25 protein-coding genes and 1 tRNA gene are annotated in these 25,062 nt (G+C 68.1%); 16 read left to right on the forward strand and 10 right to left on the reverse strand.

From position 1 onward, the window contains the following. Positions 1 to 248 precede the first annotated feature (248 nt). On the forward strand, positions 249 to 1,265 hold the full coding sequence (gene corA / locus ACY466_RS00985; RefSeq protein WP_463249069.1) for a magnesium/cobalt transporter CorA: 1,017 nt from the start codon (positions 249 to 251) through the stop codon (positions 1,263 to 1,265). Positions 1,266 to 1,554: 289 nt separating this feature from the next. Next, on the forward strand, positions 1,555 to 2,208 hold the full coding sequence (locus ACY466_RS00990) for a hypothetical protein (RefSeq protein ID WP_463249072.1): 654 nt from the start codon (positions 1,555 to 1,557) through the stop codon (positions 2,206 to 2,208). A gap of 10 nt (positions 2,209 to 2,218) precedes the next feature. Here ACY466_RS00990 and ACY466_RS00995 read toward each other — a convergent pair whose 3' ends face one another. Genes ACY466_RS00995 through ACY466_RS01005 form a run of 3 tightly spaced genes read right to left on the reverse strand, consistent with a single transcriptional unit; the run spans position 2,219 to position 4,633 of the window. Then, on the reverse strand, positions 2,219 to 2,644 hold the full coding sequence (locus tag ACY466_RS00995) for a very short patch repair endonuclease (RefSeq protein WP_463249075.1): 426 nt from the start codon (positions 2,642 to 2,644) through the stop codon (positions 2,219 to 2,221). Then, positions 2,641 to 3,450 carry a hypothetical protein gene (locus ACY466_RS01000; protein WP_463249077.1) on the reverse strand — a complete coding sequence of 270 codons (810 nt, stop codon included), beginning with the start codon at positions 3,448 to 3,450 and terminating at the stop codon, positions 2,641 to 2,643. The genes ACY466_RS00995 and ACY466_RS01000 overlap by 4 nt, the downstream gene beginning before the upstream one ends. 10 nt (positions 3,451 to 3,460) lie before the next feature. Beyond that, positions 3,461 to 4,633 (reverse strand): DNA cytosine methyltransferase, encoded by a 1,173-nt coding sequence (locus ACY466_RS01005; protein ID WP_463249079.1) that lies wholly within the window; start codon positions 4,631 to 4,633, stop codon positions 3,461 to 3,463. Between the two features lie 308 nt (positions 4,634 to 4,941). On the opposite strand from ACY466_RS01005, the gene ACY466_RS01010 reads away from it, so the two are divergent. Continuing rightward, complete coding sequence (locus ACY466_RS01010) at positions 4,942 to 5,556, forward strand: putative glycolipid-binding domain-containing protein (RefSeq protein WP_463249081.1); 615 nt, start codon at positions 4,942 to 4,944, stop codon at positions 5,554 to 5,556. Here ACY466_RS01010 and ACY466_RS01015 read toward each other — a convergent pair. Further along, positions 5,553 to 6,521: a prephenate dehydrogenase gene (locus ACY466_RS01015; protein WP_463249083.1), complete on the reverse strand. Its 969-nt coding sequence runs from the start codon at positions 6,519 to 6,521 to the stop codon at positions 5,553 to 5,555. The genes ACY466_RS01010 and ACY466_RS01015 overlap by 4 nt on opposite strands. Before the next feature lie 113 nt (positions 6,522 to 6,634). Between ACY466_RS01015 and ACY466_RS01020 the strand changes: the two genes are divergently transcribed. The 6 genes from ACY466_RS01020 (at position 6,635) to ACY466_RS01045 (ending at position 10,186) form a co-directional block, all read left to right on the forward strand. Then, entirely contained in the window at positions 6,635 to 7,186 is a 552-nt protein-coding gene (locus ACY466_RS01020) for a tRNA adenosine deaminase-associated protein (protein WP_463249085.1), read from the forward strand. Positions 7,187 to 7,190: 4 nt separating this feature from the next. Further along, positions 7,191 to 7,652: a tRNA adenosine(34) deaminase TadA gene (gene tadA / locus ACY466_RS01025; RefSeq protein ID WP_463252403.1), complete on the forward strand. Its 462-nt coding sequence runs from the start codon at positions 7,191 to 7,193 to the stop codon at positions 7,650 to 7,652. Positions 7,653 to 7,791: 139 nt separating this feature from the next. Beyond that, entirely contained in the window at positions 7,792 to 7,989 is a 198-nt protein-coding gene (locus tag ACY466_RS01030) for a CsbD family protein (RefSeq protein ID WP_463249087.1), read from the forward strand. Between the two features lie 147 nt (positions 7,990 to 8,136). Then, positions 8,137 to 8,227 (forward strand) — tRNA-Ser (locus ACY466_RS01035). 202 nt (positions 8,228 to 8,429) lie between these two features. After that, on the forward strand, positions 8,430 to 9,428 hold the full coding sequence (locus ACY466_RS01040; RefSeq protein WP_463249089.1) for an aldo/keto reductase: 999 nt from the start codon (positions 8,430 to 8,432) through the stop codon (positions 9,426 to 9,428). 77 nt (positions 9,429 to 9,505) lie between these two features. Then, on the forward strand, positions 9,506 to 10,186 hold the full coding sequence (locus ACY466_RS01045) for a YceI family protein (protein ID WP_463249092.1): 681 nt from the start codon (positions 9,506 to 9,508) through the stop codon (positions 10,184 to 10,186). A 19-nt stretch (positions 10,187 to 10,205) separates the two neighbouring features. On the opposite strand, the gene ACY466_RS01050 is transcribed toward ACY466_RS01045, so the two are convergent. Next, positions 10,206 to 11,294, reverse strand: coding sequence for a fatty acid desaturase family protein (locus tag ACY466_RS01050; protein WP_463249094.1), 1,089 nt, complete (start codon positions 11,292 to 11,294; stop codon positions 10,206 to 10,208). A gap of 446 nt (positions 11,295 to 11,740) precedes the next feature. Here ACY466_RS01050 and ACY466_RS01055 point away from each other — a divergent pair, with 446 nt between their 5' ends. The 7 genes from ACY466_RS01055 (at position 11,741) to tgt (ending at position 20,673) form a co-directional block, all read left to right on the forward strand. Then, positions 11,741 to 11,878, forward strand: a complete 138-nt coding sequence (locus ACY466_RS01055; protein ID WP_463249096.1) for a hypothetical protein — start codon at positions 11,741 to 11,743, stop codon at positions 11,876 to 11,878. Between the two features lie 83 nt (positions 11,879 to 11,961). Further along, complete coding sequence (locus tag ACY466_RS01060; protein WP_463249098.1) at positions 11,962 to 12,531, forward strand: antibiotic biosynthesis monooxygenase; 570 nt, start codon at positions 11,962 to 11,964, stop codon at positions 12,529 to 12,531. Between the two features lie 130 nt (positions 12,532 to 12,661). Beyond that, positions 12,662 to 13,297, forward strand: a complete 636-nt coding sequence (locus ACY466_RS01065; protein ID WP_463249100.1) for a TetR/AcrR family transcriptional regulator — start codon at positions 12,662 to 12,664, stop codon at positions 13,295 to 13,297. 111 nt (positions 13,298 to 13,408) lie between these two features. After that, on the forward strand, positions 13,409 to 15,736 hold the full coding sequence (locus ACY466_RS01070) for an MMPL family transporter (RefSeq protein WP_463249102.1): 2,328 nt from the start codon (positions 13,409 to 13,411) through the stop codon (positions 15,734 to 15,736). Positions 15,737 to 15,779: 43 nt separating this feature from the next. Continuing rightward, entirely contained in the window at positions 15,780 to 17,513 is a 1,734-nt protein-coding gene (locus ACY466_RS01075) for an ABC transporter ATP-binding protein (RefSeq protein ID WP_463249104.1), read from the forward strand. Continuing rightward, positions 17,510 to 19,444: an ABC transporter ATP-binding protein gene (locus tag ACY466_RS01080; protein ID WP_463249106.1), complete on the forward strand. Its 1,935-nt coding sequence runs from the start codon at positions 17,510 to 17,512 to the stop codon at positions 19,442 to 19,444. The genes ACY466_RS01075 and ACY466_RS01080 overlap by 4 nt, the downstream gene beginning before the upstream one ends. Beyond that, positions 19,441 to 20,673: a tRNA guanosine(34) transglycosylase Tgt gene (tgt, locus tag ACY466_RS01085; RefSeq protein WP_463249108.1), complete on the forward strand. Its 1,233-nt coding sequence runs from the start codon at positions 19,441 to 19,443 to the stop codon at positions 20,671 to 20,673. Before ACY466_RS01080 ends, tgt begins: the two co-directional genes overlap by 4 nt. A gap of 141 nt (positions 20,674 to 20,814) precedes the next feature. On the opposite strand, the gene ACY466_RS01090 is transcribed toward tgt, so the two are convergent. The 5 genes from ACY466_RS01090 to ACY466_RS01110 form a co-directional block, all read right to left on the reverse strand. Then, positions 20,815 to 21,555, reverse strand: a complete 741-nt coding sequence (locus tag ACY466_RS01090; RefSeq protein WP_463249111.1) for a queuosine precursor transporter — start codon at positions 21,553 to 21,555, stop codon at positions 20,815 to 20,817. Positions 21,556 to 21,634: 79 nt separating this feature from the next. Beyond that, positions 21,635 to 22,411, reverse strand: coding sequence for a hypothetical protein (locus ACY466_RS01095; RefSeq protein WP_463249112.1), 777 nt, complete (start codon positions 22,409 to 22,411; stop codon positions 21,635 to 21,637). Between the two features lie 49 nt (positions 22,412 to 22,460). Beyond that, entirely contained in the window at positions 22,461 to 23,078 is a 618-nt protein-coding gene (locus ACY466_RS01100; protein ID WP_463249114.1) for an RDD family protein, read from the reverse strand. A 43-nt stretch (positions 23,079 to 23,121) separates the two neighbouring features. Then, positions 23,122 to 24,054: a tRNA glutamyl-Q(34) synthetase GluQRS gene (gene gluQRS / locus ACY466_RS01105; RefSeq protein ID WP_463249116.1), complete on the reverse strand. Its 933-nt coding sequence runs from the start codon at positions 24,052 to 24,054 to the stop codon at positions 23,122 to 23,124. Continuing rightward, on the reverse strand, positions 24,051 to 24,959 hold the full coding sequence (locus ACY466_RS01110) for a LysR family transcriptional regulator (protein WP_463249119.1): 909 nt from the start codon (positions 24,957 to 24,959) through the stop codon (positions 24,051 to 24,053). Before ACY466_RS01110 ends, gluQRS begins: the two co-directional genes overlap by 4 nt. Between the last annotated feature and the right edge of the window lie 103 nt (positions 24,960 to 25,062).

Raw genomic sequence — 25,062 nt, forward strand, 5'->3', positions numbered from 1 at the left:
TACACGTTATCCCCAGTGCACGGATTCCCTGCAACAATCGCGGAATTGGGTGCAGACGTCGAATCTCCGGCGCGCCGTGGTGACGACGTCCGAACTCCTGCCTACCAGGTTTGAAACTCGATGTTCGTGAGAAGTGGTTTTCCGCGTGGTGTGGACCGTCGGTGCGGGTGACTACAGTGTGCTGCGGCCGTTGCCCTCCATGGGCTCGGCCGTGGGCCCGGCGAGGAACGCACAAGGAGCTACGAGACGTGGCAATCGTCGACAACGCGGTGTACGTACACGGTGAACGCAGCCGGCAACCGGAGACCCTGGATCGCACCTACGAGCTGATGCGCGAGTGCGGCGGGATGGCGTGGATCGGTCTGTACCGGCCCGACCAAGCCGAAATAGACTCGGTCGCAACCGAATTCGGTTTGCACCGGCTGGCCGTCGAGGACACCGTGTCCGCGCACCAGCGGCCGAAACTCGAGCGCTACGCAGATCAGCTGTTCGTCGTCCTGCACCCCGCGCGCTACGTCGACGAGACCGAGAAGGTGGAGTTCGGGGAGGTGCACGTCTTCTGCGGGCCGGACTTCGTGGTGACCATCCGGCACGCCGAATCCCCCGATCTCGGGCTGGTGCGCACCCGGCTCGAACACACGCCCAAGCTGTTGGAGCTCGGTACCGAGGCCGTACTCTACGCGATCCTCGACCAGGTGGTCGACGAGTACGAGCCCGTGGTGGCCGGCCTCGAGAACGACATCGACGAGATCGACGATCAGTTGTTCACCGGCGACCCCGACGTCTCGCGTCGCATCTACGAACTCTCCCGCGAGGTCATCGAGTTCCAACGTGCGACGCACCCCCTGGTGTCGATGATCGAGGCGCTCGGGCGGGGGTCGGAGAAGTACAACGTGGACATCGAGCTACGGCGCAACCTCCGCGACGTGCTCGACCACGCCATCCGCGTCACCGAGCGCGTCGACTCCTTCCGCGCCAACCTGCAGAACGCACTGACCGTGCACACCACGCTCGTCGGGCAACGCCAGAACGACGAGATGCGCGCCATGACCCAGGTCGGAATCGATCAGAACGAGCAGGTCAAGCGCATCTCGTCCTGGGGTGCCATCCTCTTCGCGCCCACCTTGATCGCCGGGATCTACGGCATGAACTTCCAGTACATGCCCGAGCTGTCCTGGCGAATCGGCTACCCCATGGCCGTGGGGCTGATGCTCATGGCGTCGTGTGCGCTGTACGTGGTCTTCCGCAAGCAGAAGTGGTTGTAGGCGTTCGTTCCGACCCCGGTTTCGCGCCGACCCCGGTTTCGCGCACCGTGCAGCGTCCGGTTTCGCTCCGCCCCCGGTTTCGCGCACCGTGCAGCGTCCGGTTTCGCCCTGACCCCGGTTTCGCGCACCGTGCAGCGTCTTGCGCACCGTGCACGGTGCGCAGAGTGCTGGAGGGTGCGCGGGGGAATCACGAGGAGGGCGCGCGGTCGGAAGCGATCGTCGCGTCCCGATTCGGACGCCACACCCCCGGGTACCCCGTCCGGATGACCCGCAACGAGAAGAGCCCCGAATGAACACCACTGCCTGGATCGTCATCGCCGTCGTGGTGGTGCTGCTGCTGATCGCCATCGCGTTCGCACTGAACAAGAAGCAGAAGCAGAAGCGCCTGGAGAAGGCCGGAGAGATTCGCGAGAACGCCGCGGAGCGGGCCGCCGACGTGGAGAAGCAAGAGGCACTCGCGCAGAAGGCCGACGCCGAAGCCCGACGCGCACAGGCCGACGCAGAGGCGAAGGCCGCCGAAGCGCGGGTCGCTCAGCAGCAGGCCCAGGAATACATGGGCACCGCTGCCAGTGGCCGCGACGAGTTGGACAAGGAGTTTCAGCGCGCCAACAAGCTCGATCCGACCGTGCGCAACGACGGCACGCCGCGCAAGCCCGTGAAGAACGACGACGATGCTCGTCGCGACGACAACCGACGCGACGACAACCGGGGTCTCGACAACCGGGGTCTCGACAACCGCGACCTCGACAACCGGGGTCTCGACAACCGGGGTCTCGACAACCGGGACCTCGACAACCGGGACCTCGACAACCGCGACTTCGACAACCGGGGTCTCGACAACCGCACCACCGGGAACGTCGACGACCGCGACCTCGACAACCCGTTCGACGCGGACGAGCGCGCCCGCCTCGAGCGCGGCCGTCACGAGCGTCCGACGAACTAGGTCCGTCGAGTCACCGGTCGGTCGGCGACCCCAGCGCGGCGATTACTTTCGCTGCCGCATCGACCGGTGATTCGTGTTCCCACACGCGCACCACCGTCCACCCCGCCTCCGCGAGCGTGGAGTCGGTGTTGCGGTCACGGGTGACGTTCGCAGCCAGTTTGTCCGCCCACCACTGCGCGTTGTTGCGGGGATGCGTGGCGTGAATCGGACAGCTGTGCCAGAAACACCCGTCGACGTAGACGGCGACCTTGCGACGCGGAAACACCACGTCGGCCCGTCGCCGCATCCCCTTGACCGGCGCTCGGTCGACGAAGTAACGCAGGCCCGCGCGGTGCAGTTCACGGCGCAGCGCGAGTTCGGGTTTCGTATCGCGCCGGCGCTGCTTGCTCAGCCGGGCGCTGGTGGCGGCGTCGGTTCGGGGCCGGGCCGGTGTCACTCGTCGTCTTCGGGTTCGGACCAGCTGGGCGCGAAGCGATTACGGCGCTCGACCTCCCCGTGCACCACGTCCACGAACTCCTCGAAGGAGAGCGTCGTCCGGTCCGGAGGGCGACCGTTGCGTGGAGGCGAATCGTCGACGTCGAAGAAGCGGACCTCTCCCCGGTACGGCCCCTCCGCTTCGTAGAGTCCGATGAACACCTTCTCGAACAGGTCGTAGCGGGTGTCCTCCGCGCCGAGGTCCACCCACGCCTTGCCCGGCGCCCCCACCACTGCACGCTTCCCGCGCCCGGACCGCTTGGACAGCGTGGTCACGTGGTGCGCGAACGAACTCTTGCCGGTGTCGCTGCTCTTGGAGGCGTCCCCGTCCTCACACGTCGCCCAGGGCTCGAACATCACGGCGACGAGCACGCTGTAGGGCTGCCGCTGGTGCAGCACCATGGCCTCGCCCCGCAGCTCGTGATCGTTGCGCACGATGTTCTTGGTCCACCGTCCGAAGCGGCCGGTGGTGGGGCTGAAGTCCTGGAAGCTGTACGTCTTGATCGACACGCACAGAATGAGTCCGAGCGTGGGGTCGAGGGCCTTGACGTCGAGCTTCTTGCTGCCCTTCGCCACGTCCACCCGCGCCTCCTGCCCGAACCCCCGTGCGTCGGGTGTGATGGCCGGATAGTGCGGGCGCAGTGCGTCGGCGACCACCTGCGCGAGGTGGTTCGACAGCCGTTGGGCGTAGTTCTTCTTCGCGCCGCGATCCGCGTCGGGTGCGGGTTTGTCGCCCGCGAAGTCGAGCGCGAAGGTCAGGGGATACATGGCCTTCTCCCTACGCGACCTGCACCGGATCCGCCGGCACCCACTCGGTGGTCGCCGCGTCGTTCATCCGGTGCAGATGTGCGTCGACGGTGTCCAGGAACCCCGGCGCGAATCGCAGGTTGCCCGACCGCGCTCGCTTCAGGAACCCGGCGGTCGCGCGGGCGGACAGCAGCTTCGGCTCGGTGAGGAAATTGCTCAGATCCTCGTAGGGCGCCTCCGTCGGCCAGGTGCTCACCGGCACTCGGAACGCGGTTCGGCGGCGGCCCCACGCCGCGGACGGCCAGGCCTGACCCGGCACGATCTCGACGTCCGCGGACGCGTCGTACGGGACCGGAGCGGCGAGACTGCTGCCCACCCACGACGCCATCCGCACGCTGACCGCGTTGCCGACGAGCTTCCACCGGTGGCCGGAACGCACCCCGGGCGCGTCCAGCGCCGGTGCCGTCCATCCCGCGTCGAACCCCTGTAACCGTTCGGCGTCGACGATGCCCGGCGTCACGATCTCGCCCGACGGAAGGCGCACGGCCGGAGGGCTCGCGATGCCGATGCTCGACCCGCCCTTCAGCGTGGGGACGGCGTTGACCGCCCAGCCGAGGCCGCGCACGCCCTCGGTCCAGTAGAAGCCGCACGGATGGGCGTCGGCGTCGCCGGGCTCGGGCGCGCCGGAATCGGCGCCGAACAGCACCTCCCGTGGATCCTCGGTGCGGGACGCGAGCATCACCACGCGCTGGCGACGCTGCGGAAGGCCGAACGCGCGGGCGTCGACCACCCGGTACGCCCAGGTGTAACCGAGGTCCTCGAGAGCGTGGGTGATGTGGCGCATCGCGGCGCCGCGCCCGAGCTGCAGCATGAAGGGCACGTTCTCGATGAGGAGCCAGCGCGGTCCGCGGCGCCGGGCGACCAGCCGGAAGACCTCGTCGACCAGGCCGGATCTGGCGCCGGTGATGCCGGCGGTGCGGCCGGCCTGGGACAGGTCCTGGCAAGGGAAACCGGCGGCGACCAGTTCGGTGCCGGCGGGCAACGACCGGAGTGTCCCGACGTCGGTGTGCAGCGGCACCTCGGGAAACTTCGACGTGAGGACCGCGCCCGCGCCGGGATCGATCTCGCACAGCAACTCGGTGTTCCACCCGTGCCGAGCGAGGCCCAGTTCGAGGCCGCCGATGCCGGCGAACAGCCCGACCATCGATGCGCCTCCGGTCGGAGCGTGAGGTGCTCCGGCAATCCGTGTCATGACCACCGCCGCCCTTTCCGCTCGCAACTCGATCGTCTTCGAAGGAGGCTACTCGAGACCCCCGACAGCCTTCGGACGTCCCGCGCGGCGGTGGGTGTGAGCCGTTCGGGACGAATCGTGCTGGGTGGGCCGACCCACACCGGCAGCGTCGTTGCCGCTGATCACGGAGAACTGGACGTACCCGCCGCCGAAACGGACACCGAAACGCCGGAACCAATTCCCGCGGCTCCGGTCCCTGGCCATCGATCGTCCTCTACCGTATGAGCGTGACCACTCCCACTGCCGATGAAGGTTCGACCGTCGAGGGGTCCGGCGCGGCCTGGCCCGCCATTCTGACCTGGCGCGCGCACAGCGCACCGCGCATGGAATCGGTGCGGGTGCAGATCAACGGCAAGCGCATCAAGGCCGCCGGCCGCATCATCGGGGGCGCCTGCGACGAGCACCCCGCGTTCTCGGCGTCGTACGACGTGGTGACCGACGAGACCGGCGTGACCAAGCGCCTGTCGGTGCGGGCCGCCGTCGCCGCGGGGGAGAAGCAGATCTCCATCAGCCGCGATTCGGAGGGCAAGTGGCTCGTCGACGACGGATCGCCGTCGCGGAGCTCGTTCGGCGGAGCCGTCGACGTGGAGCTCGAGTGGAGCCCGTTCTTCAACGCCCTGGCCATCCGCCGGTTGGGTCTGCACACGGCACCGTCACCGACGCAGATCCCGGTGGTCTACGTGGGTATGCCGCGTCTCGGCGCCCGCGCCGAGACCCTGTCCTACGAGCAGGGTCCGTCCGAGTTCCAGGTGGTCTCGCCCGTGGGCACGTCCGCCGTCAGCGTCGACCCGGACGGCTTCGTTCTCGATTACCGCGGGCTGGCCGAGCGCATCTAGCTCGGTAGACCCGGCGGCAGGACCTGGATCACGCCGCCGCGGCGCGCGGCGTCGCGCAGGGCGTCCCGCCACCCGTCCTCGCCGACGGTCACGTCGGTGATCTCCCACCACTGCAACTGCTCGTCGTACCGCACGCGGGCGGCGTGCCCCTCCGTCACCAGTCGTTCCGTCGAGTGGTCGGCGACCAGCGCCGCGCGGGCACGGGTGAGCCGCTCGAGCGCCTCGTCCAGGGCCTCGACCAGGGCCGGCGCGTTGGCGTCGCACATCGCCGAGACCAGGGTGGGCGCCGTTCCCGCGACTCTGGTCCCGTCGCGAAAGGACCCGGCCGCGAGCCGCAACGTCAGGTCGCCGCCGGCCGCGCCGACGCTCGCGAGCGTCTCGGCCAGCAGGTGGGGCAGGTGAGAGACGCGAGCGACGGCCCGATCGTGTTCCTCCGATTCGGCCGGCACGACGACGGATCCACAGTCGAGTGCGAGGTGCGCGACCGTGCGCCAGACGTCCGGGTGCGCGCCTTCGTCGACGCCGACCACCCACACGGCGTTGCGGAACAGATCGACGTCCGCGGCCGTCCACCCCGATGCGGACGTGCCGGCCATGGGGTGTCCGCCGACGTACAGCTCGGACAGGCCGTGACGCGCCACCGCGGCCGCCATCTCGGCCTTCACGCTGACGACGTCGGTCAGGAAACAGTGGGGCGCGTCGTGGGCGACGGCGACGAGGACGTCGTCCACCGCGTTCATCGGAACGGACACGACGATCAGCGCGTCCTCGGCCGCGGCCCGGTGGAGGGCGTCGGTGAGATCGGAGGTGGCGTCGTACCCGTCGGATCGGGCCGCCTCGGCCGCGCCCGGTGAGCGATTCCACCCCCACGCCGGCCGGCCCGCGGCGACGGCCGCCTGCAGCAGCGATCCGCCGATGAGGCCGAGGCCCAGAACGCACACGGGGCGGTCCGTCGATTTCTCCACGAGGGCACAGGTTTCCACACCGACGGCTCGCGCGCGCGCAGGAACGGCCGGACACACGGTGCTCGGCGGTGGTGACTACCTCGAAGGGTCGTCGGGCGACTACGGTTGCCCGCATGGCTGCACAGAAAGCGGGCAACAGCGCCCCGTCCGGGGGACGGGATCGAGGGGGGTACGACGACCTCGAAGGCTTCGCCATGGCGGTCGTGCGCGAAGAGGGGAAGTGGACCTGCAGTCCACTCTCCCTCGACGCCCTGTCGAGCCTGAGCGTCGCCGAGACCGAACTGCGCGAGATGCGCAGCTCCGGTGCGGTCTTCGGCCTCCTCGACGTCGACGACGAGTTCTTCGTGGTCCTGCGGCCGGCGCCCTCCGGCACCCGACTCCTGCTCTCCGACGCCACCGCCGCGCTCGACTACGACCTCGCCGCCGACGTCCTCGATCGCCTGAACATCGACATTCCGGACCTCGATCCCGACGATCTCGACGACATCGAGCCGTGGGAGGAGGGGGATCTCGACGTCCTCACGGACATGGGGCTGCCGGCACCGGTCTTCGGCATCATCGTCGCCGAGACCGATCTCTATCCGGACGAGCAGCTCGGCATGGTCGCGCAGCGACTGGGGTTCGCCGACGAGTTCGCGGCGGCGCTCGACAAACTCCAGCGCTGACGTGCTGGCGGCGGCGCACCACGAACGGTGGATGCGGCGGGCCCTCGACGTGGCCGCCCGCACCTCGGACGGGGACGTTCCCGTCGGAGCGGTGGTGGTCGGCGCCGACGGCACGGAGCTGTCCGCCGCGGTCAACGAGCGGGAACGACGCGGCGATCCGACCGCCCACGCCGAGGTCGTCGCTCTCCGCGAGGCCGCATCCGTACATCGGGACGGGTGGCGGCTCGACGGTTGCACCCTGTTCGTGACACTCGAGCCGTGCACCATGTGCGCGGGTGCGCTCGTCGCGGCCCGCGTGTCCGGGCTGGTCTTCGGGGCGTGGGAGCCGAAGACGGGCGCTGTCGGGTCTCTGTGGGACGTGGTGCGCGATCGTCGGCTCGCCCACCGCCCCGGCGTCGTCGGTGGAGTACTCGCCGACGAGTGCGGAGCCGGCCTCCGCGAGTTCTTCGCCGACCGTCGCCGATGAGGCCGTGGCCCAACCGTGACGTTTGAGGCTCCGTCCCCCTCGGGTAACCGGCACTACAGAACCCGAGACGCATCCACGCGTCGCCTGCCCGGCCGAAACGGACGGGTGGACGAGAGGTTCGCATTCGAAAGGGAAGTGCATGGGACTCGACGACAAAATTGGTAACAAGGCCGAAGACCTCAAGGGCAAGGGCAAGGAAGCCGCTGGTTCGGCTACCGGTGACGACGACCTGCGCGCCGAGGGCAAGGGCGACCAGGCCTCATCCGCCGTCAAGGACGGTGCCGAGAAGGTCAAGGACGCGGCCAGCATTATCAAGGACAAGCTGACCGGGAAGTAACCCTTTCTTTCCGGCTTCACCACGAGCGCATCCGCACTGCGGGTGCGCTCGAGGTGTGTCTGCAGGTCGGTGTGTCTGCAGGTCGGTGTGTCTGCAGGTCCGAACGCGATTTCGGGATCACGGTATGCGTCCGGTAGCCTTCTCGGCGGTGGCGTGTCCGAGCGGCCTAAGGAGCGCGCCTCGAAAGCGCGTGACGGGTAACCCCCGTCCGAGAGTTCAAATCTCTCCGCCACCGCCACGAGCCCCCTGCCCGTTCTCGGGTGGGGGGCTTCGTCGTGGGTGCAGCGTGTGAGCGCCGCCCGGGTCGGGTATCCGCACATCTCCCGGCAAGCCGCACGGGTCCGGCGCTGTGCAACGTGCCGGGCGCTGTGCGGATGACGCCCGACACCGGCTCCATCACGGTCCCCCCGGGACCGAGGAAGCGAAGGACTATGCCTGACATGGAACACCGAACTCTCGGACGCACCGGTCGACGCGTCTCCTGCGTCGGACTCGGCACCTGGCAACTCGGCGCCGACTGGGGCGACGTGTCCGAGGCCGACGCCATCGCCGTGCTCGAGGCGGCGGTGGACGGCGGCATCAGCTTCTTCGACACCGCCGACGTCTACGGCGACGGTCGCAGCGAGCGCGTCATCGGATCGTTCCTCGCCGACCGAGGCCTGAGCGACCGCGTCATGGTCGCCACCAAGATGGGGCGTCGCGTCGAGCAGGTACCCGAGAACTACACCCTCGACAACTTCCGGACCTGGGTTGACCGCTCGCGGAGCAACCTCGGCGTCGACACGCTCGAGTTGGTGCAACTGCACTGCCCGCCCACCGCCGTCTTCGGCGACGATCGCGTGTTCGACGCACTGGACACCCTGGTCGAGGACGGTGCCATCGCGCACTACGGCGTGAGCGTCGAAACCGTCGCCCAGGCCCTCGAGGCCATCGCCCGACCGGGAGTGGCGACCGTGCAGATCATCGTCAACGCCTTCCGCCTCAAGCCCGTCGACGAGGTACTGACCGTGGCGGCGGACGCCGGGGTCGGCATCATCGCGCGGGTGCCGCTGGCCTCGGGGCTGCTGTCGGGCCGGTACGACGAGGACACGACGTTCGCGGAGAACGATCACCGCACCTTCAACCGGGGCGGCGAGGCCTTCGATGTCGGGGAGACCTTCTCCGGGGTGCCGTTCGCGACGGGTGTGGCAGCAGCGCGTGAGTTCGGCACGCTGGTCGCCGACGAGGCCCCCGCGGGCACGACGCCCGCCGCCGCGGCGATCGCCTGGCTCTGGCAGCACCCGCAGATCTCCTCGGTCATTCCCGGTGCTCGGAACGTCGAGCAGGCTCGAGGTAACGCCGATGCCGGCCGTGTTCCGCCGTTGGGCGAGGCCTTCGACCGGCGGGTCCACGAGATCTACGACGAGCATCTGCGGGCGGAGATCCACGACAAGTGGTGACCGGAGCGCCGCATTCACAGGGGATTCCCAGCCGCCGGCGGTGGTGAAAGGTTGACGCGACAACTAGCGTTGGGGCCATGAAGAAGTGGTGGATCATCGGTTCCGTGCTCGTGGTCGCGGCGGTCGTCGCGTTGTTCGTCGGCCCCCGGATCTATTCGGCGGTCGAGAGCAGCGACCCCGCCGCGTCGGTGTCGACCGAGGGTGCGCAGGCGGCCGAGGGCGATCTCGACGGGGAGTGGACGGTGACCGCGGGTGGCGGGGCCAATCCGACGTCCGCCGGCTACACCGTCGCGGAGGTCCTGAACGGAACGGACGTCACGGTCGTCGGCACCACTCCCGACGTGTCGGGTTCGGCCACCGTGGAGAATCAGGAGCTGACCGTCGGCGAGATCACGGTGCAGACGGCGTCCATCACCACGGACAGCGATCGTCGTGACGGTCAGTTCCGCGACAACATCTTCGACGTCGCCGCCAACCCGACGGCCACGTTCACCGTCACCTCCCCGGTCGACCTCTCCACCGTCCCGACGGACGGCACCACCGCGACCGTGTCGATGGAGGGCACGCTGACCCTCAAGGGCGAGACGCGACCGGTCACGGTCGAGGCGCAGGTGCTGCGGGACGGCGAGAACCTCGTCGCGTCGGGCAGCATTCCGGCGACGTGGAGCGAGTACGGCGTCGAGCCGCCGTCGCTCGGATTCGTGACCGTCGATCCCACCGGTTCGGTCGACTTCCTGGTGACGCTCGACAAGTCCTGATCCGACTCGCTGCGTCGGATCAGCCGCGAAACTCGCGCACCAAGGGGCAGTCGAACGGATTGCGTTGCGACAGGCCGACCTTGTTCAGATGTCGGACCACGATGCCGTAGGACGCCACCAACGATGTCTCGGTGTAGGTGACGTCGTGCTTGGTGCAGTGCTTCCGCACCAGCGGACGCACTCGGCGCAGGTTGGGGCGCGGCATGCTCGGGAACAGGTGGTGCTCGATCTGGTAGTTGAGCCCGCCCATCATGAAGTCGGTGACGGGGCCGCCGTGAATGTTCCTGGACACCAGCACCTGTCGACGCAGGAAGTCGACCTTCGCGTCGTGGGGGATCAGCGGCATGCCCTTGTGGTTCGGGGCGAACGAGGCGCCGAGCAGTACGCCGAACACGGCGAAATGGATCAGGACGAACCCGACGGCGAGCCCGGCCGGCATGGCGAGGAACGGCAGCACGAACCCGACGGTCAGGCGGAGCAGGACGAGGGCCAGTTCGAGGCGGCGACGCTTGATGTCCTTGCCGCCGAGCAGAGTTCGAATGCTCGCGATGTTCAGTGCCGCCCCTTCCAACGTGAGGAGGGGGAAGAACAACCACCCCTGTCGACGGGTGACGGCGCCGTAGACGCCGCTGCGTTCGGCGACGTACTCGGGCACGAACGCGATGGGGCCGTTGCCGATGTCGGGGTCCTTGCCGATCTGATTCGGCGCGTTGTGGTGCTTGTTGTGCTTGCCCTGCCACCAGTGCAGCGACAGTCCGGCGAAGGCACCCGACAGGATGCGTGCCGTCCACTCGTTCCACGCGGCGGAATCGAACATCTGCCGGTGCGCCCCGTCGTGGCCCAGGAATCCGAACTGGGTGCTGACGAGGCCGAGAACCGCGGCGAGGGCGAGCTGCCACCACGAGTCGCCGAGTGCGAACGCCGCGACCCAGACCGCGACGAACGCCGCGACGGTGGCGACGATGCGAGTCCAGTAGTAGCCGTGGCGACGCTTCAGCAGGCCCGACGCACGGACGGCAGCGGCCAGCTCGGTGTAGGAGCTGACGTAGCGGTCGCGTGGACGCGTCGAGGTGCTTCCGGCGGGCGGGATCGCTGATCCAGTGGACACGTGTTCCCCGATTTCGTTGTGCGACAACCGATTCGCTCGGATGTCGGTGAAGCGAACAGTCCATGGCGGTGAATCGACGTAACCGGCGGTGCGGGTGAATCGTGCAGCGGCACCGGTCGACATCTCCGGTCGGTCACGGTGGAGTCACAAGTGTGACACAGCGTGCGGGTGCCCGCGACACGCGGAGAACGGCGTCGTCGCTGCAGGTCGGACGGGGTCGGGACGGGCTCGTGACATCCATGTGGCGGGTCTGCCGCGCAGCGGTGGGGTCGGGGCGTAGAGTCGAGTCACGGGGGTAGTCGCGACGCAGTGTCGTCGCGAAGTGTCGCCCATCTCTCGTCCCGCCGGATCGCACCGTGCGGGTATCGCCGCTCGTTCGTACAGCGCGCCCATCGTCCGGATTCGTTTTCGCGAACCGGACCTCTCACCTGTGAAGGGGTTTTCTCATGGAACCCAACCCGTTGTTCCTCGCACCCGTCGGCGCCGATTCCGAGCCCGTCGAGGCCGTGTCCGCCGTCGCCGCCCGTGACGAGAAGAACTCGTCCGCCCCGGTCTACACCCACCTGTTCTCCGAAAAGCCCTGACCCGGTCCGCATAGGGCTCGTCGCGGCGATCCCTCTCGTGCGCCGATGTGCGTGGCGAGGGTGGTCGCGCCACACTGAGATCCATGCCCGACGCTTCCCCGACGGCCTCCGCCGTCACCACCTCGGTCGCCCGCCGCATCGCTCCGGGCCGTGAACAGGATTTCGTCGCCTGGACCGACGCCGGTATGACCGTGGTGCGCACCTTCGACGGCTTCCTCGGTGGCGGTTGGCTGCGGTCTGCGGTCGACCCGCACGAGTACTACGTGCTGTACCGGTTCGCCTCCGACAAGCAGCTCGACGAGTGGCTCTCATCACCTTTGCGCAAGGCCTGGGTGGCCCGTGGGGTGGGTGTCGCGGTCGATCGCGTGACCCACCGACTGACCGGTGTGGAGGGGTGGTTCGAGCCGCAGTCCACCCTCACCGACGCGGTTCGTGTGGTGGGTGCACCACCCCCGCGGTGGAAGCAGGCGATCGTCATCTGGACGGCATTCTTCCCGCTCAGTCTGTTCCTGAATTTTGCTCTGACACAAGTCTTCTCGACCAACCTGGTCGTTCGCACCCTCGTCGTGACCCTGGTGAGCACCCCGGTCATGGTGTACGTGTTGTTGCCGTTCATCACGGCTCGGATCCGAGGGTGGTTGCACGGGTCCTGAGGGCCCCTGTCCGGGGCGCCGGAGGGGCGTCGACACCCTCTCCGGCGCACCCCTCGAAAACCGTCGCGAAGCCGGTTCTGCGCTCGGATGCAAACTTGCACGATCGTGCAATGTCCGTACCCTCGGCGGAGTGATCACGACACCAGGGCTCCGCGACCGCAAGAAGGCGGAAACCCGCAGCGCGCTCGGCGCCGCCGCGGTGCGGCTGGGGCGAACCCTCGGCTTCGACTGCGTCACCTCCGAGGCGATCGCCGCCGAGGTCGGCGTGTCCACGCGCACCTTCCACAACTACTTTTCCAGCAAGGAGGAGGCGGCACTCCACTACCTGGAGACGGCTGCCTTCGAGTGGGTGGCTCTGCTCGACGGTCGGCCCGAGGACGAGAGGTTCTGGGACTCGATCCACGCGGTCGTCATGCAGATCGTGCGTGATCCGGCGCGCGACCTGGAGGAGACCATGGCGGTGGGCCGACTCGTGGAGCAATCCCCGGCGCTGCTGGCCAAGAAGCTCGAATTCGACCGGAATCTGTCGGCCGCGCTGCTCGATGCGGTGGGTCGTCGAACCGGTCTCGACCCGAAGCGCGACCTGTTCCCGTCCATCGTGCTCGCGGCGGTGGGGGCCACCGTGAGCGGCGCACTGGGGTTCTGGACCGACCACGATTCCGGAGCCGACAGCGCCGCGGACGTGGTTGAACAGGCCCTGGCCCAGCTGCAACACGGACTGGGCAGCGCCCTCCCCGGCTCGGCGCGCACCCGCACCACCGACTGATCTCGCCCGACCGCACCACCGGCTCGACCGCACCACCGGCTCGACTGCACCACCCGAACCTCCGTCCGACCCGATCAACCGTCCGTCCCGATCAACTAGGAGCACCCCGACGTGGCCACCTTCCTCTACCGCCTGGGCCGGTTCTCGTACCGCCGAAAAGGCATCGTGCTGCCCATCTGGCTCGCCGTCCTGGTACTCGCCGGGATCGGCGCCGCGACCCTGTCCGGCCCCACGAGCACCTCGTTCTCCATCCCCGGAACGCCCGCCCAGGAAGCCCTGGACCTGCAGACCGAGCGTTTCCCGGCCGCCGCCGCGGATCCGCTGAGTGCCGCGACCGCGCAGTACGTGTTCCAGGCTCCCGCCGGCACGACGCTCGACGACCCGGCGAACACCGAGGCCGTGAACGCCACGATTGCCGAGATCCGCGGCATCCCCGCGGTCGACGAGTCGGTCAAGGCGGACCCGGCCGCCGGGCCCCTTCCCGAGGGCGCGATGCCGCTGCTCGATCCGGTCGCCGGCAACCAGGCCATCGTCGACACCTACGCTCAGTCGGGTGCGCCGGCCGACGTCGCCGCAGCCAACGCGGCCGCGGTGTCGCCGCTGTCGCCGGACGGCACCATCGGTCTGCTCGACGTGCCGCTGTCCGGGACCATCACCGACGTCACGGACGAGACCCGCGCACAGCTCGAGCAGGCCACCGAGCCCGCTCGGGACGCCGGCCTGACCGTGCAGCTCGGTGGCAGTGCCATGCAGGAGACCGCACCTCCCGGTGGCACCGCGGAGCTCATCGGCCTGGCCGTCGCCGCGGTGGTTCTCGTCGTGATGTTCGGTTCGCTCGTCGCCGCCGGATTGCCCCTCGTCACCGCCGTCGTCGGTATCGGCGTCACCAGTCTCACCATCACCACGGCGTCGGGATTCGCGGAGCTGACCCAGTTCACGCCGATTCTGGCCATCATGATCGGCCTCGCCGTGGCCATCGACTACTCGCTGTTCATCCTGGCCCGGTTCCGCAACGAGCTCTCGGAAACCGACGACCGGGTCGAGGCCATCGGCCGCGCCGTCGGCACGGCCGGTAGCGCGGTGGTCTTCGCCGGTACGACGGTGCTCATCGCGCTTGTCGCCCTGCGCGTCGTCGGCATCCCGTTCCTGTCCCAGATGGGTCTCGCGGCCGGTCTGGGCGTGTTCGTCGCCGTTCTCGTGGCGCTGACGTTGCTCCCCGCGGTACTCGGCCTGATCGGCAAGAAGGCCTTCGCGGGCCGACTGCGCACTGTTCCCGATCCGGAGCACTCGGAGAAGCCGACCAACGGTCTGCGCTGGGTTCGCATGGTGGTCAAGCGCCCCGCGGTGTTCCTCACCGCCGGCATCGTGATCCTCGCGGTCATCGCCGGACCCATGACCAGCCTGCGCCTGGCACTTCCGTCCATCGCCACCTCCGATCCCGATACCCCGGCCCGCATGGCCTACGACCTGGTCGACGAGGGCTTCGGTCCCGGCCGTAACGGTCCGCTGCTCATCGTCGCCGACGCGAGCGAGGTCCCCGAGGCCGATCGTCAGGCGAGCTTCGACGAGGTCGTCGCCACGGCGACCGCCGAGTCGGACGTGGCCAACGCCCAGGTGGCGCAGGTCAATCCGGCCGGCGACACCGCGCTGATCCAGGTCACGCCCAACAGCGGTCCGAGCAGCGAGGAAACGCAGACCCTGGTGAACAACCTTCGCGACGCGGAGGCCGGACTCCAGGAGCAGTTCGGGGTCTCGTACGGCATCACGGGTCAGACGGCACTGGAACTCGATGTCTCGCAGCGACTTCAGGATGCACTGGTGCCGTACCTGGCCGTGGTCGTGGGCCTCGCGTTCATCTTGCTGATGGTGGTCTTCCGGTCCATTCTGGTGCCGCTGACGGCCACGGTCGGATTCCTGCTGAGCGTCCTGGCCACCTTCGGCGCCACGGTGTTCATCTTCCAGGAGGGCGGACTCGGCCTGATCTCGAATCCGCAACCGATCGTGAGCTTCATGCCGATCTTCCTGATCGGTGTGGTGTTCGGACTCGCGATGGACTACCAGGTGTTCCTGGTGTCCCGGATGCGTGAGGCCTACGTCCACGGCGCGAGCGCCACCGATGCGATCGTCACGGGCTTCAAGTACAGCGCCCGTGTGGTCGCGGCGGCCGCGGTCATCATGATCTCGGTGTTCTCGGCCTTCATGCTCGAGCCCGACGCGTTCATCAAGTCCATCGGGTTCGCCCTGGCGGCGGCGGTGTTCTTCGACGCCTTCGTCGTGCGCATGGTCCTCATCCCCGCGGTGATGACGCTGCTCGGCGACAAGGCGTGGTACCTGCCGAAGTGGCTGGACAAGATTCTGCCGAACGTCGACATCGAGGGCGAGAAGCTGATGAAGGCCACGCCGAAGACGGTCGACGAGGACGAGTCGGTCCGCGCATGAGCGAGGCGAGGACCGGCGCGGCCCGAAGGACGATGATGGCGTCATGCTGATCGTTCTTCTGCGCCGGTACCTCGCGCCGTACCGCCGGGAGTTGTCGGCGGTGGTGGCCCTGCAGTTCGTGGCCACCATCGCCGCCCTCTACCTGCCTCGTCTCAACGCCGACATCATCGACAACGGTGTCACGGTCGGCAACACCGGTTACATCGTCTCCACCGGCATGCTCATGCTCGTGGTCTCGGGCGTCCAGATCCTGTGCTCCGTCGGCGGCGTGTACTTCGGCGCCAAGGCGGCGATGTCCGTCGGCCGCGACGTCCGCGGCGCGGTCCTCGACCGGGTCGGCACGTTCTCCGCCCGTGAGGTGGGGTCCTTCGGGGCACCGTCGTTGATCACCCGCAACACCAACGACGTGCAGCAGGTCCAGATGGTGGTCCTCATGGGCTGCACCATCCTGGTGATGGCGCCCATCATGTGCGTGGGCGGCATCGTGATGGCGCTCCGCGAAGACCTCGGTCTCGCGTGGCTGCTGGGCATCGCCGTGCCTGCCCTGGCCCTGAGTATGGGGTTCATCGTGGTGCGCATGGTCCCCGCGTTCAAGGAGATGCAGTCTCGCATCGACACGGTCAATCGGGTTCTGCGCGAACAGATCACCGGCATCCGCGTGGTCCGGGCGTTCGTGCGCGAGCGGTACGAGATGAACCGGTTCGACGTGGCCAACACCGCGCTGACCGAGACCGCCCTGCGCGTGGGCCGACTGATGGCGCTGATGTTCCCGCTGGTGATGCTGATCAGCAACGTCACGTCCGTGGCCGTCATCTGGTTCGGCGGCCAGGCGATCGACGAGGGCCGCATGCAGATCGGTTCTCTCACCGCGCTTCTGAGCTACATCATGCAGATCCTCATGTCCGTCATGATGGCGTCGTTCATCGCCATGATGATCCCCCGCGCCAGCGTGTGCGCCGAGCGCATCGTCGAGGTGCTCGACACCGAGACGTCGGTGGTTCCGTCGGCGACGCCGGTCCCGTTCGCCATGTCCCCCTCCACCGTCGAACTCGTGGACGCGGGATTCAGCTATCCCGGTGCCGATCGTCCGGTGCTGGGCGGAGTCTCGTTCCGGGCCGAGGCGGGAACGACCACGGCGGTCATCGGCAGTACCGGATCCGGCAAGACGACGCTGATCAACCTGATCCCGCGACTGATCGACGCGACGGCAGGGTCGGTGAACGTGGGCGGCGTCGACGTCCGGGACCTCGATCCGGACGCGCTGCGCTCCGCGATCGGCCTGATCCCGCAGCGACCCTTCCTCTTCTCCGGCACCATCGCCTCCAACCTTCGGTACGGCAAGGGCGACGCCACCGAGGCCGAGATGTGGGAGGCGCTCGAGGTGGCGCAGGCCGCGGACTTCGTCCGAGCGATGCCCGACGGTCTGGAAACCGCGGTGGCGCAGGGCGGCACGACGGTCTCCGGTGGGCAGCGCCAGCGACTGGCCATCGCCCGCGCCGTCATTCGGCGCCCCAGCGTCTACCTCTTCGACGACGCGTTCTCGGCTCTCGACCTCACGACGGATGCGAACCTGCGCGCGGCCCTGAAGCCGATCACGGGCGACGCCTGCGTCATCGTGGTGGCGCAGCGGGTGTCCACGATCCGCGACGCGGACCGCATCGTGGTCCTCGACGACGGGCGCATGGTGGGACTCGGCACGCACGACGAGCTCGTCGAGACCTGCCCCACGTACGCCGAGATCGTCGATTCCCAACGCTCCGCGGCAGGTGTGTCGTGACCCGGCCCGGCGGACCCGCGGCGCCCGGCGCCCCCGGTGCGAAGCCGCTGAACTTCCGGTCGTCGCTGAAACGTCTGGCAAAACGATTGATTCCGCAGCGAATCCTGCTGAGCGTGGTTCTGATGTTCGCCATCGGCAGCGTCGTGCTGACCGTGGTGGGACCGATCGTTCTCGGACAGGCGACGAACATCATCTTCGACGGCATCGTCGGGCGATCGCTGCCCGCCGGCGAGACCAAGGAGCAGGTGGTCGCCGACCTGCGCGCGGCGGGCGACGCCTCGCGCGCCGACATGATCGCGGCCATGGACGTGGTGCCCGGCAACGGGATCGACTTCGGCGCGGTCGCGAACGTGTTGGCGATCGTGCTGGCGCTGTACCTCGGCTCGGCACTGCTGTCCTGGATCCAGGGGTACCTGCTCAACATCGGGTTGCAACGCGTCGTCAAGCGGTTGCGCACCGATGTCGAGGCCAAGGTCCACCGACTCCCGTTGCGGTACTTCGACTCCCACAAGCGTGGTGACGTTCTCTCCCGCGTCACCAACGACATCGACAACCTCGCGCAGAGCCTGCAGCAGACCCTGAGTCAGCTCGTCGTCTCCGTCCTGACGGTGTTCGGCATCCTCGGGATGATGCTGTGGATCTCGCCGCTTCTGGCACTGGTCGCGGTGCTCACCGTTCCGCTGTCGATCGTGGCGACGACGTTCATCGCCAAGCGATCCCAACCGCACTTCGTCGCGCAGTGGAAGCAGACCGGCTCGCTCAACGCCCAGGTCGAGGAGACCTACACCGGCCACGAGCTGGTCAAGGCCTACGGTCGGCAGGAGGACACCGCACGGGAGTTCCACGACAGCAACGAGGCGCTGTACCAGGCGGGCTTCCGCGCGCAGTTCATCTCCGGCACCGTCATGCCGTCGATCATGTTCCTGGGCAACATCAATTACGTGATCATCGCCGTCGTCGGCGGTCTGCGGGTGGCGTCGGGAACGTTGAGTCTCGGTGAGGTGCAGGCGTTCATCCAGTACTCCCGGCAGTTCACCCAGCCGCTCACCCAGATCGGGTCGATGGTGAACCTGCTGCAGTCCGGCGTCGCCTCCGCCGAGCGCATCTTCGAGATTCTCGACGCCGAGGAGGAGGTGCCCGATCCTGCCGGCGCGGTGGTGCCGGACGGACGCAGCGGGCGCGTCGAGTTCCGGGACGTCTCGTTCCGGTACGAGGAGGACCGACCCCTCATCCAGAACCTCGCGTTCGTCGCCGAGCCGGGGCAGATGGTGGCCGTCGTCGGTCCCACCGGCGCAGGCAAGACGACGCTGGTCAATCTGGTCATGCGGTTCTACGACATCGACTCCGGCGCGATCCTCCTCGACGGCGTCGACACCACCGAGATGTCCAGGGACACACTGCGATCGCGCACGGGAATGGTGCTGCAGGACACCTGGCTGTTCGGTGGCACGATCCGAGACAACATCGCGTACGGCAACCCGGACGCCACCGAGGACGCCGTTCTCGCGGCGGCGAGGGCGACCTACGTCGACCGGTTCGTCCACTCGCTGCCGGCGGGATACGACACGGTGATCGACGAGGAGGGCGCCAACGTCAGCGCCGGTGAGAAGCAGTTGATCACCATCGCGCGTGCGTTCCTCGCGGATCCGGCGGTCCTCATCCTCGACGAGGCCACCAGCTCCGTCGACACCCGCACCGAGGTGCTGGTGCAGAAGGCGACCGCCGCGTTGCGCAGTGACCGCACGAGCTTCGTGATCGCACACCGGCTTTCGACGATTCGCAACGCGGACCTGATCCTGGTGATGGAGAACGGGTCCATCGTGGAGCAGGGCACGCACGAGGAATTGATCGCGGCCGAGGGAGCGTACTTCCGGCTGAGTGCGTCGGGCCTGCGGGAGCAGGAAGCGGCGTCTGGTTCGATGACACCGTGATCGAAGATCGAGAACCCGTCTTCACCGTCGGCACCCGCATCCCCGACCGGTTGGGCCGCACCGGCACGCTGCACACCCCGCACGGCGAGGTGCAGACCCCGGCGTTCATCGCCGTCGGGACCAAGGCGACGGTCAAGGCGGTGCTGCCCGAGACGATGAAAGAGCTGGGGGCGCAGGCGGTATTGGCCAACGCCTACCACCTGTATCTACAGCCGGGGTCGGACATCGTCGACGAGGCGGGCGGGCTGGGCAAGTTCATGAACTGGGACGGCCCCACGTTCACCGACAGCGGCGGCTTCCAGGTGATGTCGTTGGGCGTCGGGTTCAAGAAGGTCATCTCGATGGACGCGTCCCGGGTGACGTCCGACGACGTGATCGCCGAGGGCAAGGAACGGCTCGCGCGCGTCGACGACGACGGCGTGACCTTCAAGTCCCACCTCGACGGTTCGAAGCACCGATTCACCCCCGAGGTGTCGATGCAGATCCAGCACCGGCTCGGCGCGGACATCATGTTCGCGTTCGACGAGCTGACGACGTTGATGAACACCCGCGGCTACCAGGAGCTCTCGGTCGACCGCACGCAGGCCTGGGCGGTGCGGTGCATCGCGGAACACGAGCGCCTCACCGTCGAGCGCGCCGACAAGCCGTATCAGGCGCTGTTCGGTGTGGTGCAGGGCGCGCAGTACGAGGATCTGCGGCGCAAGGCGGCACACGACCTCGAGACCATCCGCGGCGACTCCGGTCACGGGTTCGACGGCTACGGCATCGGCGGGGCACTCGAGAAGCAGAACCTCGGGACCATCGTGCGCTGGGTGAACGAGGAACTGCCCGAGCACAAGCCGCGGCACATGCTCGGCATCAGCGAGCCCGACGACTTCTTCGTCGCCATCGAGAACGGTGCCGACACCTTCGACTGCGTGAACCCGTCCCGGGTCGCTCGCAACGCGGCGATCTACACCCCGCGGGGTCGGTTCAACATCAACACCGCGCGCTTTCGCCGCGACTTCACGCCCATCGACGACGAGTGCGATTGCTACACGTGCGCGCACTACACCCGCGCGTACATGCACCACCTGTTCAAGGCGAAGGAAATGCTCGCCTCGACGCTGGCGACCATCCACAACGAGCGCTTCACCGTGAAACTCGTCGACGACATCCGCGCCTCAATCACCGAGGGTCGGTTCGAGGAGTTCAAGCGGGAGACGTTGGGGCGGTTCTACCGCTCCTGAGTGGCGCGCCGCTCACTCGGCCCCCGCCCGCTCCCCGATTCTGCGACCGAATTGTGTGACTGCGCCCGATATTTCGTGTGCGCTAGTACATTTCAATCGCAGAATCGAGCGGGGGAAGCGGGGAGCGGAGCGGGAAGGCGATCAGGCCGGCTGGTACGTCGGTTCGCGCTTCTTGATGTGGTTGATCACCGCGTAGGTGATCGGCAGCACCAGCACCTCCACCAAGGTCTTCCAGAGGAACCCGACGATCACGTAGTTCACGAAATCGGTCCACGTGGTGATGCCGATGACCCCGGCAGCGATGGCGCAGAAGATGAGGGTGTCGAAGAATTCTCCGACCACGGTCGAGCCGATCAGGCGCGCCCAGAGATGCTTCTCCTTGGTGCGTTCCTTGATCTTGACCAGGACGTACGCGTTGAGGAGTTGCCCGACGAAGTAGCCGGCCAGGCCCGCGAGAACCAACCGAGGGACGACGCCGAGGACGGTCTCGAGCGATTCCTGATTCTCGTAGAAGCTCGCGGAGGGGAGTTCGATGACGACGAAGAAGCACAGGGCGGCGAGGATGATCGCCCCGAAGCCCAGGTAGATCGCGCGGCGCGTGGCTTTCAGGCCGTACACCTCGCTGAGCACGTCGCCGAGGATGTAGGCGAGGGGGAAGAGGAAGAACGCGCCGTCGGTGTTGATCGGCAGGATCTGCAGGGGTCCGAGGAACAGCTCGGAATCGGAGAAGAAGGAGACGCCCTTGCTGGCGGCCACGTTCGAAATCAGCAGCGTCGCGACGAAGAGCGCGACGATGGTGGGGTAGTAGCCCCGGCTGACGTGTGCGAACGCGACCTGTCCAGACGGGCGATCGCCGTCGGTGTCGGTGTAGGAGTTTTTCACTGGGCAATACAAGCACCCGAACGACGACGGGCGCGAATCCCCGGTCGGAGGGATTCGCGCCCGTCGTGCGGAGCGTCGGTCAGGCCACGCGACCGCCCGTGACCACCCGGTATGCGTAGGTGGACGCGAGGATGGTGACCGGCACCGACACGAGCAGCCCGACCAGCAGGGCGAGGACGCCGAGGATGTTCACGCCGACGAGCGCCAGGGCGAGCAGGAAGATCGGGCCGGGTCGCGACGCGATGGCCTTCGCGCTGGACTTGATCGCGGTGATGGCGTCCTCGTCGCGATCGACGACGAACTGGAAGACCCACCACGTGAAGAAGGTGACCAGCAGTCCGGGGACGACGAGCAGGGCGAACCCGATACCGGCGAGAATGCCGATGAGCAGTCCGGCGACGATGATCGTCACCACGTTGCCGAACTGGAAGAACGCCCCGAACCCCGGCTTGTGCCCGTCGGCTTCGTGCAGTGCCCCGCGAACCAACGCGGCTTGGACGAGGTAACCGAGCACCGTGATCAGCAGCGTGGAGAGCAGGTTCACGACCCAGTTGGTGTCGCTGCTCGTCACGAACTCGACGGCGCCCAGAACGACGAAGGTGAGTGCGACGACGCCGAGCCACGGAAGTGCGTTGCCCCGGAACTTGTCCCAGCCGAAGGAGATCGCGGCGCCGACCGACAGCTCCGGCGCGACACCACGGTTGTCGAACGGCGGGGGCGACGGATAACCCTGCTGTGGGTACCCGCCGTACTCGCTCGGCGGCGGAAAGTTGCCGGGCGGCGGATAGCTGCTCTGCGGCGGCGGACGGTTTCCCGCGTAGGGGTCCTTGTCGGGGTCGTACCCACCTGTGGTCATGGGTCGATTCTAAATCTCACGACGACCGTCGGCGAGGGCCACTTTCGCCTCAGGCCTTGACGACCTGCGTGCCCCCAGCGAACTCGTCGTGCTTGCCCTGCTTGGTCGAGCTCGATCCGATGGTCACGGCGATCACGATGTACGCGATGAACGCCAGCAGTCCGCCGATGAACGGGATGATGGTGAGCAACATGAAGGAGTTGCGAATCGCGGACTCCTTCAGCGACGGCCGCGTAGCCCCGTTCGCTCCCCGAACCTGCAGGTTCAGGATCATCTTGCCCAGCGTCCGCCCCTGGGTGAGCTCCATGATCACGAAGTACGCGAACAGTCCCACGCCGGAGAACAAGCCCACGCCCGACAGGTTGAGCCCGATCAGCGCCGACAGCAGGCCCACCACGAGGCCGACGATCAGCCCGTCGAGCAATCGGGCACCGAAGCGCACGCCGACACCCGCGGGCTGCCAGCCCTGCATGCCCTGGTTGTCGAACTGCGGTGTCGGATAGCCGTAGCCGCCGACCGGCGGGACGTTCCCCTGCGGCGGCGGGTAGCTGCCGGCCGGGGGCGGGTAGTTGCCCTGCGGGGGCGGGTAGCTGCCGGCCGGGGGCGGGTAACTGCCCGGCCGGGGGTTGTTCGGATCCTGGTTGGGGTCGTAGCCACCTGTGGTCATGCGTTCATTGTACGTCCGCAATGTCCGGCTCTTCGAGGCCCGATCACGCTGTGGCAGGCGGGTGTTGGTGCAGAGTCACACCCGGAGCCGACGGGTCCAGGTAGACGGGCCGACGGACGAGAACGTCGGGAGACCAGGAGGCCAGCAACGACGCGGGAGTTGCTCCCGGCTCGGCGGGCAGTCCGGCGGACCGGGCGATCGCGACCAGGACGTCCGCCGCCGTCACCCCCACGGCAGCCAGGTCCGCGAGCGTGACCGCCCCGTCCCGCTTCGCCAACCGTTTTCCGGTCGGCCCGAGCACCAGGGGAACGTGCGCGTACGACGGTTCCTCGATGCCGAGCAGCGACGCGAGGTAGGCCTGGCGCGGGGCGGAGGTCAGCAGATCGTCGGCTCGCACCACCTGGTCGACGCCCTGATATCCGTCGTCGACGACCACCGCGAGGTTGTACGCGGGAACCCCGTCGGTGCGCTGCAGAACCAGATCGTCCACGACGCCGGACACCGCGCCGTGCAGCACGTCGGTGACCGTGTACGTGCGCACCTCCGAACGCAGGCGCAGCGCGGCCCGTCGACCCTCGTCGCGTCGGGCCTGCCGTTCGGTGTCGGTGAGGTCTCGGCAGGTTCCCGGATAGGCACCCTCGGGAGCGTGGGGGGCCGACGCCGCCTGCTGGATCTCGCGCCGGGTGCAGAAGCACTCGTAGACGGCGTCCCTCGCTCGCAGAGTCTCGATCGCCGCCGAATACGCGTCCCGGCGGTCGGACTGCCGCAGGATCGGACCGTCGAACTCGAGTCCCAGTGCGGCGAGATCCGCGAGCTGACGCTCCTCGGAGCCGGCCGCCACCCGGTCGAGGTCCTCGACGCGCAGCACGCACGGCCGACCCGTCGCGCGGGCGAACATCCACGCCATCAACGCAGTCCGCAGATTTCCGACGTGCAGATCGCCGGACGGGCTGGGCGCGAATCGTCCTGCCGTCACGTGGCGGCCGAAGGAGCGCGGCCGAGCAGAGCATCGGACCGGGCGGCGACCTGCGCGCGAATGGCCGTCACCACCGCTGCGACCTCGGGCCGGCGCAGCGTCTCGCTGCGAGCGACCAGCCAGTAGGCGAGGGTCACCGAGATCTCGGCGGGCAGCACCCGGACCAGATCGTCGTGCCGATCCGCCATGAAGCACGGCAGCAGCCCGATGCCCGCGTGGGCTCGGGTCGCCTCGACGTGGACGAAGACGTTGGTCGAGGCGATCGAACTGCGCATCGTCGGCGCCACGCTGCGTGCGTGATCGAGATCGTCGACGTGAAGCATCGACTCGACGAAGTAGATCAGCGGATGGTCGGCCAGGTCGGCCACGACGTCGGGAATCCCGTTGGTCGACAGGTAGTTTCGGGTGGCGTAGAGCCCCAGGGTGTAGTCGCCGAGGTGCACCGCCTCGGCCCGGTGGACCTGCGGTGTCCCGACGACCACCTCGATGTCCATCCCCGAACGCTGCTGCGACGCCCGACGCGTCGCCGCGACGAGTTCCACGGACACCCCGGGGTGCCCGCGCCGCACCGCGACGGCGGCGGGCGCGGCCAGGTAGGCACTGAATCCGTCGGTCGCGGAGATGCGCACGACACCCGACAGGGCCTCGCCCGCCGGATCGATCAGGCCGCGCACGACGTCGTCGACGGTTTCCGCGGCGGCCAGGGCTCGCCGACCGAGCGAGGTCAGTTCCCACCCTCCGGACGTCTTCACCAGGACGCGGCCCCCGAGCGACTTCTCCAACGACGCGATGCGACGCGAGACGGTGGTGTGGTTGATGCCGAGCGTGTCCGCGGCGGCCACGAACCGACCGCTCCGTCCCACCGCGAGCAGGACGAGCAGATCGTCGGCGATGGGACCGGTCATGTGTGCATCTTTGCAGTCGGGACCTGCAGGTGCGGTCATTGTGGTGCCCGGCGATGCGGGTCGATACTTCGACACCGTAAGGGTTTGTGTGCGCTGAGTCACA

Source organism: Rhodococcus sp. K11/5 (assembly GCF_055193735.1).

What these genes read in the sequence shown, in the direction of transcription:
- ACY466_RS00990 (WP_463249072.1), top strand. Translation starts at nt 1,555, where the DNA reads ATGAACACCACTGCCTGGATCGTCATCGCCGTCGTGGTGGTGCTGCTG.
- ACY466_RS01000 (WP_463249077.1), bottom strand. Translation starts at nt 3,450, where the DNA reads ATGTATCCCCTGACCTTCGCGCTCGACTTCGCGGGCGACAAACCCGCA.
- ACY466_RS01005 (WP_463249079.1), bottom strand. Translation starts at nt 4,633, where the DNA reads ATGGTCGGGCTGTTCGCCGGCATCGGCGGCCTCGAACTGGGCCTCGCT.
- ACY466_RS01010 (WP_463249081.1), top strand. Translation starts at nt 4,942, where the DNA reads ATGAGCGTGACCACTCCCACTGCCGATGAAGGTTCGACCGTCGAGGGG.
- ACY466_RS01020 (WP_463249085.1), top strand. Translation starts at nt 6,635, where the DNA reads ATGGCTGCACAGAAAGCGGGCAACAGCGCCCCGTCCGGGGGACGGGAT.
- ACY466_RS01030 (WP_463249087.1), top strand. Translation starts at nt 7,792, where the DNA reads ATGGGACTCGACGACAAAATTGGTAACAAGGCCGAAGACCTCAAGGGC.
- ACY466_RS01040 (WP_463249089.1), top strand. Translation starts at nt 8,430, where the DNA reads ATGGAACACCGAACTCTCGGACGCACCGGTCGACGCGTCTCCTGCGTC.
- ACY466_RS01045 (WP_463249092.1), top strand. Translation starts at nt 9,506, where the DNA reads ATGAAGAAGTGGTGGATCATCGGTTCCGTGCTCGTGGTCGCGGCGGTC.
- ACY466_RS01055 (WP_463249096.1), top strand. Translation starts at nt 11,741, where the DNA reads ATGGAACCCAACCCGTTGTTCCTCGCACCCGTCGGCGCCGATTCCGAG.
- ACY466_RS01060 (WP_463249098.1), top strand. Translation starts at nt 11,962, where the DNA reads ATGCCCGACGCTTCCCCGACGGCCTCCGCCGTCACCACCTCGGTCGCC.
- ACY466_RS01075 (WP_463249104.1), top strand. Translation starts at nt 15,780, where the DNA reads ATGCTGATCGTTCTTCTGCGCCGGTACCTCGCGCCGTACCGCCGGGAG.
- ACY466_RS01095 (WP_463249112.1), bottom strand. Translation starts at nt 22,411, where the DNA reads ATGACCACAGGTGGGTACGACCCCGACAAGGACCCCTACGCGGGAAAC.
- ACY466_RS01100 (WP_463249114.1), bottom strand. Translation starts at nt 23,078, where the DNA reads ATGACCACAGGTGGCTACGACCCCAACCAGGATCCGAACAACCCCCGG.
- ACY466_RS01110 (WP_463249119.1), bottom strand. Translation starts at nt 24,959, where the DNA reads ATGACCGGTCCCATCGCCGACGATCTGCTCGTCCTGCTCGCGGTGGGA.